The sequence below is a fragment of the Mycobacterium sp. TH-M106 genome, from assembly GCF_057473765.1.
In genome coordinates, this window is the sequence record NZ_JBYCLE010000232.1 from 1 (window position 1) to 9,804 (window position 9,804).

A 9,804-nucleotide genomic window follows, 5' to 3' on the forward strand; every position below is an offset into this window, starting at 1 on the left:
GCCATCGACAGCGCGTCGGCGTAGCGCAGGTCGATCTCCTGCTGGCCGGGCGCGTTTTCGTGGTGGCTGTACTCGACCGAGATGCCCATCGTCTCCAGTGCCTCGACCGCGTGCCGGCGGAAGTTGGTTGCCGAGTCGTGGATCGCCTGGTCGAAGTAGCCGGCGTCGTCGATAGGAACCGGCACCGACCCGTCGTAGGGGCCGGACTGCAACAGGAAGAATTCGACCTCGGGGTGCACGTAGCAGGTGAAGCCCAGGTCCGCGGCCCGGGACAGCTGACGGCGCAGCACGTGCCGGGAGTCCGCCCAGGCCGGCGAGCCGTCCGGCATGGTGATGTCGCAGAACATCCGAGCCGAGTGATGTGCGCCGCCGGTGCCGGTCCACGGCAGGATCTGGAAGGTCGACGAGTCGGGGCGAGCCACGGTGTCGGCCTCCGAAACCCTGGCGAAACCCTCGATCGCCGATCCGTCGAAGCCGACACCTTCGTCGAAGGCGCCCTCGAGTTCGGCCGGTGCGATCGCCACCGACTTCAAGTACCCGAGCACGTCGGTGAACCAGAGCCGGACGAAGCGAATGTCACGCTCCTCCACCGTGCGAAGCACAAACTCCTTCTGTCGGTCCATGACCCGAAGCGTATCAGCGTGCGCGGGCGCTAACAGCGCAGATCCGCCGGCGGCGACACCCGGTCGACCAGATAGCGCACCACCGCGGTGTCCACGCAGCGGTCGCCGCCGAGCACCGCGGTGTGCTGGGTGCCCTGGTAGCTGATCAACGGTGCGTGCAGTTGCCGAGCCAGCTCGACACCGGCCTGATACGGAGTGGCCGGATCGTGTGTGGTGGACACCACCACAACCTTGCCCGGCGCCGCCGGTGCCGCGATGTGCGGCACCGACGTGGCCGGCACCGGCCACAGGGCGCACACGTCGCGCGGGGCGTCCCCGGTGAACCCGCCGTAAGACAGGAACGGCGCGGCCTGGCGGATCCGCCGGTCGGCCTCCACCCAGGACGCCGAGTCGGTCGGTGCCGGCGCGTCGACGCACCGGATCGCGTTGAAGGCATCTTGCGCGTTGGTGTAGTGCCCCTGCTCGTCGCGGCCCTGATAGTCGTCTGCGAGCTCCAGCAGGTCGTCGGCGGGAGTTCGGCGCTGCAGCTCGCGCAGCCCGCTGGTCAGATGTTTCCAGTACTGCGGGGTATAGAGCGCGTTGATGGTGCCGGTGATCGCGTCGGCGTAGCTCAGGCCGCGAGGGTCGCTGGTCCGCGCGGGTGCGGTGGCCAGCGGATCGACCAGCCCGTGATACCGGTTCACCGCCTGGGCGGGGTCGGTGCCCAGCGGGCACTCGGCTGAGCGGGCACAGTCCGCCGCGTAGTCGTTGAACGCCTGCTGGAAACCGGCCATCTGGTCGACGTTCTGGTCAACCGGGCCGACGTCGGGGTCGATGGTGCCGTCGAGCACCATGGCGCGCACATGGTCGCCGAACCGCTGCAGGTAGTCCGTACCCAGCTCGGTGCCGTAACTGAAACCGAGGTAGTTGAGCTGCTCGTCGCCGAGCGCCCGGCGGACCAGGTCCATATCGCGTGCCGCGGACACGGTCCCGACGTTCGCCAGGAACCCGGTCCCCATCCGGTCCGCGCATTGCCGGGCCAGCTGCTGGTACAGCCCCTCGATGTGGGCCACCCCCGACGGGCTGAAGTCCACCATCGGCTCGCGCCGGTACGCGTCGAAGTCGGCGTCGGTGCGACAGCGCAGCGCGGGGGTGGAGTAGCCGACTCCCCTCGGATCGAAACCCACCAGGTCGAAGCGGCGACCGAGCTCGGTGCCCGCCAGCGCCGTTGCCAGACTGACGGCCGCGTCCACCGCCGAGGCACCGGGTCCACCCGGATTGACCAGCAGCGACCCGATCCGCTCACCGGGCCCACCCGTTGCGGGAATCCGAATCACCGCCAGCTTCGCCTGCTCGCCGCCGGGTTGCCGGTAGTCGACGGGGACGGCGACCGTGGTGCAGCGCGCGGTGAGGAGGTCACCGAGGACGCCGATCAGCTCGGTGCAGCTGCCCCAGGCCGGCGGCGACACCTGGAGGTTCTGGTTCTGGGCGTCCTGGGCGTCCTGAGGGTCCGCAGACACGCTGCTGCCGGACTCCGGCGAGGCGCTCGCGGTTGCGGCGTCGGCGGCTATGCCCGCCAGCGGGATCACGACAAGAGCAACCAGCAGCGCAGAAGTGATCCGTCTGGCGCGCCGCACGGCTGACAGTCTGGCAGCGCCAGGGCACGGTCCGCGGGCGAGAAGGTCACGCGTTCATCACTATTGTGGACTATCCGCGACCACCGCTGTCGTGACGCGCGGTTCCCAGTTCCCTGAGGGCCAACCCGGGGCTGGCGAGGCTGTTTGCGGCCCTGCGTCCCCACTACGCCCCCATCCCCTGCCGGCCATCGCCGCTTCGCCAGAACGACCCGCCCAAACCAACAGAACCCCAGGTCAACCCTTGGAAAGTTGTTCACCACAACGGCCTAACTTCGGTGTGGTTATGGAGAACCCGCAGCTCAGCCCGCGAATCCGAGTTTATGTGCCGAAGATGAACAGAGTTAAAAAAACAACTCCGGTTCGGTTGTGGTCGTCCTCGGTCGGTGTTACGTTGGCAACCGCCGAAGGTTAACTCGAACCAACGGACTGTTCACAGGGAGGGCATTTCGCAATGAGTAGTCACAGCAGCGACGGGAAGCGTGGTCGCGCAGGCAAAGCCGTGGGACGGCGGGTAGCCGGTGCCGCCGGCACGGTGGGCGCGTTTGTGGCGTTCGGGATGACGCCGTTGGCTTCCGCGCCGGCCGCGCATGCCGACTTCGGTTTCGACGACGCGATCGACCAGGCGATCGCCGCGCTGGTCGGTGGGTTGGGCGCGGTGCCCGACGACGCCGGCGCGACGGCAGCAGCGGGTGACGCGCTCTCGGGAATCGATGGGGCCCTCGTCAGCCTCTGGCAGAGCCTGTATGGCGCGGTCAGTGGCCTGGATCAGGCCCTGATCACGACCGGTATCTTCAACCTCGTCAACCCGCTGTTTGAGTTTGCGGGAGCGTGTGGCCTGCTCTGCAACGGCGTCGACGCGCATCTGACCGACGGCATGACCGGCACTCTTGTGGCGGCCGGTGACGGTGGCTGGCTGGGCGGTAACGGTGGTAGCGGTGTGCTGCACGACCTTTCGACCGGTGATGTGATCACCGGGACCGGTTCGGCCGGGGGTAACGCCGAGCTGATCGGTGACGGCGGGATGGGTGGCGTAGGGGCCGCCGCCAGCGGCACCACGCCAGCCGGCGCCGGCCTCGACGGTGGTAGCGGCGGCATCCTCGGGGGCAACGGCGGCGAAGGCGGCCAGGGCGGCGCCGGCCTGACCGGTGGTGCGACTGCTGACCTGATGACCGGTGGCGCCGGCGGCACCGGCGGTGCCGCGCACCTGTTCGGCTTCGGCGGCGAAGGCGGTCAAGGCGGTACCGGCGCTGCCGGCGTCGACGCGACTCTGACTAGCGCCGCGGGTCCTGGCGGCACCGGCGGCGTCGGCGGCGCAGGCGGTGACGCCGGGTCCATCCTGGGCCTGGGCGGCAACTCCGGTAACGGCGGCACCGGCGGTGTCGGCGGTGCGGGGTTCACTACGGCCGGGCTGACCATGAATGGCGGTGACGGCGGCGACGGCGGTCAAGCCAGCGCCGACGTCGGAACGGCCGGGGCAATCGGGGCCGCGGGTGGCGTCGGCAGCGGCGGCGACGGCGGCAACGGTGGCGCGGCGAGTGTCGCTGCTTCTGCCGGTGGTGACGGGGGTGCCGGCGGCGCCGCCATAGCCGGCGGTGCCGCCGGCAACGGTGGCACCGGCGGCGCCGACAGCAGCGCCTTGGGCGAAGGCGGCACCGGCGGTGTCGGCGGTGCCGGGTTCCAGGGAACGGGCGCTCTGGACGGCGGTGCCGGCGGCAACGGCGGTGCCGGCGGTTCCTCATTCGTTGGCGGCAACGGCGGTGCCGGCGGTGCCGGTGGCGCCAGCGACAGCGGCACCGGCGGCGCCGGCGGCGCCGCCGGCAACGGCGGTACCGGCACCGATACTGGCGGCGCCGGCGGCACCGGTGGCGCCGGTGGTGACAGCAACAGCGGTGCCGGTGGTGTCGGCGGCGTTGGCGGCGCCGCCGGTGCCGGCACTGGCAGCTTCAGTGTCGGTGGCGCCGGCGGCGACGGTGGTGCCGGTGGCGCCAGCGACAGCGGCACCGGCGGCGCCGGCGGCGTTGGCGGTGCCGGCGGTAAAGCCGTACTCGATGGCGGCAGCGGCGGCGTCGGCGGTGCCGGCGGCGCCAGCAACAGCGGTGCCGGTGGTGTCGGCGGCGAAGGCGGCACCGGCGGCGACGCCACCGCTACCGAAGGCACCGCCGGCGACGGCGGCACCGGCGGCGCAGGTGGTGACAACGCCACCGGCGCCGCAGCCGGCGGCAACGGCGGTGACGGTGGCACCGGCGGCAGCGACACCGCCGGCACCGGCGGCACCGGCGGCACCGGCGGCCACGGCGGCAGCTCCGCCTCAGTCGTTGGCGAGCCCGGCGAAGCCGGCAGCCCGCCAACCGACGGCACAGGCGGCGCAGGCGGCGCAGGCGGCACAGGCGCCACGCCGCCCAGTTCATAGGTCGGCGCTGGGAAATGGGGAAGGCCCCGCACGCCCCGGCGTGCGGGGCCTTCCCCATTGGCCCCCTGCCGCGAACCTGCCCACCCACCTCTGCGCGAGCCGGCGTAGCCGACGGCGGCATGAACAATCACTGATCGTCGCGCATTATTCGGGCGCACCAGCGGTCAGTCAGCACTGTGTGTGCGGCGGCGGCAGGGCGCCGTCGATCAGGTAGCCGGTCGCGTAGCCGTCGACGCAGTCGTTGCCCTGGAAGACCACCGTGTGCTGGGTCCCGTTGTAGGTGAGCAATCCGCTGTGCAGCTGTCTGGCCAGGTCGAGACCGGCCTGATACGGCGTGGCCGGGTCGTGGGTGGTGGACACGATCATCGTCGGCGGCAGACCGGGTGCGTAGATGACGTGCGGCTCGCTGGTCGGCGGCACCGGCCAGAACGCGCAGGTGCTCAGTGGCGCGTCGCCGCTGAACTTCCCGTAGCTCATGAACGGGGCCACCTCGCGGGAACGCCGGTCTTCCTCGATCACCTTGGCGCGGTCTTTGATCGCGGGCTGGTCCACGCAGTTGACCGCCACCCGCGCATCGGTGGCGTTGGTGTAGCGGCCTCGCCCGTCGCGGCGCATGTACAGATCGGCCAGCATCAACAGGGTGTCACCGCGCCCGTGGGCCAGCTCGGTCAGGCCATCGGTGAGGTGGCTCCAGAAAGTCGGGGAGTACAGCGCCATGATGGTGCCGGCGATGGCGTCCGGATAGCTCAGGCCGCGCGGGTCCTTGGTCTTCGCCGGTTTGTCGACCAGCGGGTCGACCAGGCTGTGGTAGACGTCGACCGCCTTGGCGGGGTCGGTGCCCAGCGGGCAGGTCGGGTCTTTCGCGCAGTCGGCGGCGTAGTCGTCGAACGCCCCCTGAAACGCCTGGGCCTGGCGGAGTTCCTCTTCGATGAGGTCGGCGTTCGGGTCGATCGCGCCGTCGAGGATCATCGCCCGGACATTCTGCGGGTAGGCCTCCGCGTAAGCCGCGCCGATCCGGGTGCCGTAGGAGTAGCCCAGGTAGGTCAGCTTCTCGTCACCCACCGCGGCCCGGATGGCGTCCAAGTCCCGGGCGACGTTGACGGTGCCGACGTTGGCCAGGAAATCCTTGCTGCTCTTGTCGACACAGCGGCCGATGTAGGCCTTGGTCTCGTCCTCGATGCGCTCCACGCCCGCCGGGCTGTAATCGACCTGCGGCAGGGTGCGCAGCCGGTCGTTGTCTGCGTCAGAGTTGCACCAGACCGCCGGTCGCGACGACGCCACCCCGCGCGGGTCGAAGCCGACCAGGTCGAAACGTTCCCGGATCCGGTTCGGCAACGTCGCGACGAGGCCCACCGCCGCTTCGATGCCGGACTCACCCGGCCCGCCCGGGTTGATCACCAGCGACCCGACCTTATCTTTCGTGGCCGGGAACCGGATGATCGCCAGCTGCGCGACGCTGACATCAGCACCGTCCAGATGGTTGTAGTCCACCGGCACCGCGACATAGCCGCATCGGGCGTCGTCGGCAACCTTGACCGTGGTGTCAGCGGTGAATCGGCACTTCTCCCACTGCAGCGGCTGCCCGATCCTCGCCGACGGCAACACCGCGCGACCCTCGGTCAGCCGAGCGCAACCGCCGCCGGTGAGCGCTGCCGCGACTGTGACCGTGGCCACCGTGCAGGCCAGGGCTGTGCGCGGACTCATGACACCACATGCTGCCATGCGCTGACTCGCACACCCCGCTACCCGGCGCACCCGGCGGGTCACGGGACGCGCGCCAGCAGTTCCTTGATTCCAGCGCCGAAATCGTCGGCTAACTCCCACAGGTCGGGCAGCAGTTCCGGACACGCGATCAGCCCGACGTCCAGTTTGCCGTCCAGCGATAGCACGGTGATGTTCAGTCCCGAGCCGTGAAAAAGCGGCCCCAGCGGGTACATGGCGGTGATCCGGCCGCCCAGGAAGTACAGCGGAATCTGCGGGCCCGGCACATTGGACACCACCAGGTTGTACACCGGACGACTGCTGGCCAGCCGGGTCTTGGCGTAGAGCCGCATCGCGGCACCGAACACCGCGGGTGCGGCGAACTGCGTCCAGTCCTGCAGCAGTGTCGCTGAGATCGCCGAAGTATGCTCTTTGGCAACCGAATTCGCCTCAGCGATGGCCCGCAGGCGCTCGCCCGGATCGGCGATCTGGGTTTGCAGGGAAGCGAACATCCCGGATACCTGGTTGCGCCCGGGGCGATCGGACTTGCCGTGCACCGAAACCGGGACCATCGCCACCAACGACGCGTCCGGTAGCTCGCCGCGGTCAAGCAGAAACTGCCGCAGCACCCCGGAGACCAGCGCCATCACCACATCGTTGACCTTGACGCCGAAATGGTCCTTGACCCTTTTGATGTCGTCGAGATCCAGTTGGGCATAGGCGACGTTGCGATGGGCGGTGACACGCGCGTTGAAAACGGTCCGCGGGGCGGCGAACGGCCGTGCCATCGCCAGCCCGACGCGTGCTCGCTGCGCCGACTTGACCACCGACGACACCGTGTCCGGCACCACGTTGGCCAGATGCAGTGGCCGGGTGAGGAATCGGGCCAGCCCGCCGGCGACGATCGCCAACTCGCTGGCGTCGCCGGGACCACTGACCGGCTCCGGTGGCGGCGCATCCGCCTCGGTGCTGCACAGTTGCGACATCAGGTTCGCGCCGGTCACGCCGTCCACCCCGGCGTGATGCACCTTGGTCATCACCGCCAGACGGCCGGCGCGAGGTGCTTTCTTACCCGGGCCGGCCGGGTCACCCAGGCCCTCGATCACCCACGTCTCCCATAGCGGCCGGCTGCGGTCCAGCGGTAACGCGGCGATGTGCCCGCAGATGTCGGCCAATTCGACCCGCCCGCCCGGCGGCGGCAACCCGATGCGGTGCAGGTGCCGGTCGACGTCGAAGTCGCGATCTTCCACCCAGACCGGGTGGTCGAGGTTGAGCGGACTATCGGCAAGCTTCTCCCGAAAGGACGGCATCGCCTTGATGCGCAGCGCCAACTGTTCGCGGAGCCGCCCGAAGGTGTATCCGCCCGGCATCGTCGAGGTATCCAGCTCCATCACCGAGCAGACGTGCAACGGCTGTGCGGCGCTTTCCAGGTAGAGGAAACTGGCGTCGAGTCCGCTGAGCCGTTGCATGCCGCCGATGGTAGCCCCGTACCAGAGGGCACGAGTGGGCGCCAGAGGGCGCCGGTGGGCCCAGGTGTGAGGAAATCCACTGGGCCCGCGGTTCAGCCGCGGCGACGCGGCTGGCACACTAGATGATGTCAGACGACCCGGGGACCCGGCGGGGCCACGAGGATCGATCCGAACACCACCGTGAAGGACAGTCATGTCTGAGATATCTGAGCGCACTGCATATGGCGCTTCGCGCGAGCCGGCCTCCAGCCCGCAGAAGCCCCGGACCCGGGTCCATCACCTGCAGAAGATGAAGGCCGAGGGCCGCAAGTGGGCCATGCTGACGGCCTATGACTACTCCACCGCGCGGGTCTTCGACGAGGTAGGCATTCCGGTGCTGCTGGTCGGCGACTCGGCTGCCAACGTCGTCTACGGCTACGACAGCACCGTCCCGGTCGGCGTCGACGAGCTGATCCCGCTGGTGCGCGCGGTGGTGCGTGGTGCGCCGCATGCGTTGGTGGTCGCCGACTTGCCGTTCGGCAGCTACGAGGCCGGGCCGGCGGCCGCGCTGGCCACTGCCACCCGGTTCATGAAGGAGGGCGGCGCACACGCGGTCAAGCTGGAGGGCGGCGAGCGGGTCGCCGAGCAGATCGCCATCCTGACCGCGGCCGGCATCCCGGTGATGGCGCACATCGGCTTCACCCCGCAGAGCGTCCACGCGCTGGGCGGTTTCCGGGTGCAGGGCCACGGCGACGCCGCCGAGCAGACCGTCGCCGACGCGATCGCGGTCGCCGAAGCAGGTGCGTTCTGCGTGGTGATGGAGATGGTGCCCGCGGAGTTGGCCACCCAGATCACCGGCAAGCTGACCATCCCCACCGTCGGCATCGGCGCCGGCGTCAACTGCGACGCCCAGGTTCTGGTCTGGCAGGACATGGCCGGGCTCACCACCGGCAGAACGGCTCGCTTCGTCAAGCGGTTCGGAAACGTCGGCGAGGAATTGCGCCGTGCCGCAACCCAATACGCTGACGAGGTGGCGGCCGGGGTGTTCCCGGACGACCAGCACAGCTTCTAAAGACAGGCGGCGCGTCCGGCCCTGGTGCCGGGCGCTGTCTCCCGCCCCGGTCACCGGATGTGGCACGCTTGACGGCACTCCCCGATCGCGACGACGGAGGTGTCCATGGCTGTCAAGGCTGCAAACACGTCGCGCCATCTGGAGGTCGAGCGCAAATTCGACGTCGACGAGTCGACCCTGTCGCCGTCATTTGCCGGCATTGCCGCGATCAGCCGGATAGCAAAGCAACCGACCCTGGCACTGCACGCCGTGTACTTCGACACGCCGGCACGTGACCTGGCGGCCAGACGAGTCACGCTGCGCCGTCGTACCGGTGGCTCCGATGCCGGCTGGCACCTGAAGTTGCCCGCCGGGCCCGACGCCCGCACCGAAGTTCGGGTTCCGTTGGGCACCGCGGACGCCGACCAGGACCCCGTGCCCGACGAGTTGCGAGACGTCGTGCTGGCTATCGTGCGCGACCGTCCGCTGCGCCCGGTCGCACGCATTACCACCCACCGGGACGTCCAACTGCTGTGCGGCCAGGCCGGCGCGGCGCTGGCCGAGTTCTGCGACGACGAGGTCGCCGCCGGTTTGGCCGAATCCGCCGAGGAGATACTGCGGTGGCGAGAGTGGGAACTCGAACTCGTCGGGCCCGGCGCGGCCGCCGACACCGAGCTGCTGGACCGGCTGAGCCACCGGTTACTCGACGCCGGCGCGACGCCGGCGAAGCAGGGCTCCAAGCTGGCGCGGGTGCTCGGCGAGTCCGCAGCCGCGCCGGATCTACCGGTCCGACCGGCCGACCCGCTCCATCGCGCGGTGGCCGAGCAGATCGACGAGCTCCTGGTGTGGGATCGGGCGGTTCGGGCCGACGCTGACGACGCGGTCCACCAGATGCGGGTGACCAGCCGCAAGATCCGCAGCCTGCTGCGGGTCTCCCCGAACTCGTTCGGGCTGA

At 69.9% G+C, this 9,804-nt stretch carries 7 protein-coding genes; 3 read left to right on the forward strand and 4 right to left on the reverse strand.

The features are described from left to right. Together AC2VOP_RS08260 and AC2VOP_RS08265 are read right to left on the reverse strand one after the other, a co-directional pair. Positions 1-623 (reverse strand): glutamine synthetase beta-grasp domain-containing protein (locus AC2VOP_RS08260; RefSeq protein WP_486960513.1); only part of this gene is annotated, 623 nt, incomplete at its 3' end. A 29-nt stretch (positions 624-652) separates the two neighbouring features. Continuing rightward, complete coding sequence (locus AC2VOP_RS08265; protein ID WP_486960518.1) at positions 653-2,248, reverse strand: alpha/beta hydrolase; 1,596 nt, start codon at positions 2,246-2,248, stop codon at positions 653-655. A 442-nt stretch (positions 2,249-2,690) separates the two neighbouring features. On the opposite strand from AC2VOP_RS08265, the gene AC2VOP_RS08270 reads away from it, so the two are divergent. Further along, positions 2,691-4,649, forward strand: coding sequence for a hypothetical protein (locus tag AC2VOP_RS08270; RefSeq protein WP_486960514.1), 1,959 nt, complete (start codon positions 2,691-2,693; stop codon positions 4,647-4,649). 168 nt (positions 4,650-4,817) lie between these two features. Here the strand turns inward: AC2VOP_RS08270 and AC2VOP_RS08275 are convergent, their stop codons facing one another. Then, positions 4,818-6,353, reverse strand: a complete 1,536-nt coding sequence (locus AC2VOP_RS08275; protein ID WP_486960515.1) for an alpha/beta hydrolase — start codon at positions 6,351-6,353, stop codon at positions 4,818-4,820. A gap of 59 nt (positions 6,354-6,412) precedes the next feature. Continuing rightward, positions 6,413-7,819, reverse strand: coding sequence for a WS/DGAT/MGAT family O-acyltransferase (locus AC2VOP_RS08280; RefSeq protein WP_486960516.1), 1,407 nt, complete (start codon positions 7,817-7,819; stop codon positions 6,413-6,415). Positions 7,820-8,021: 202 nt separating this feature from the next. On the opposite strand from AC2VOP_RS08280, the gene panB reads away from it, so the two are divergent. Together panB and AC2VOP_RS08290 are read left to right on the forward strand one after the other, a co-directional pair. After that, complete coding sequence (gene panB / locus AC2VOP_RS08285) at positions 8,022-8,870, forward strand: 3-methyl-2-oxobutanoate hydroxymethyltransferase (RefSeq protein WP_486960519.1); 849 nt, start codon at positions 8,022-8,024, stop codon at positions 8,868-8,870. Between the two features lie 105 nt (positions 8,871-8,975). Next, on the forward strand, positions 8,976-9,804 hold an 829-nt coding region (locus AC2VOP_RS08290; protein ID WP_486960517.1), incomplete at its 3' end, for a CYTH domain-containing protein.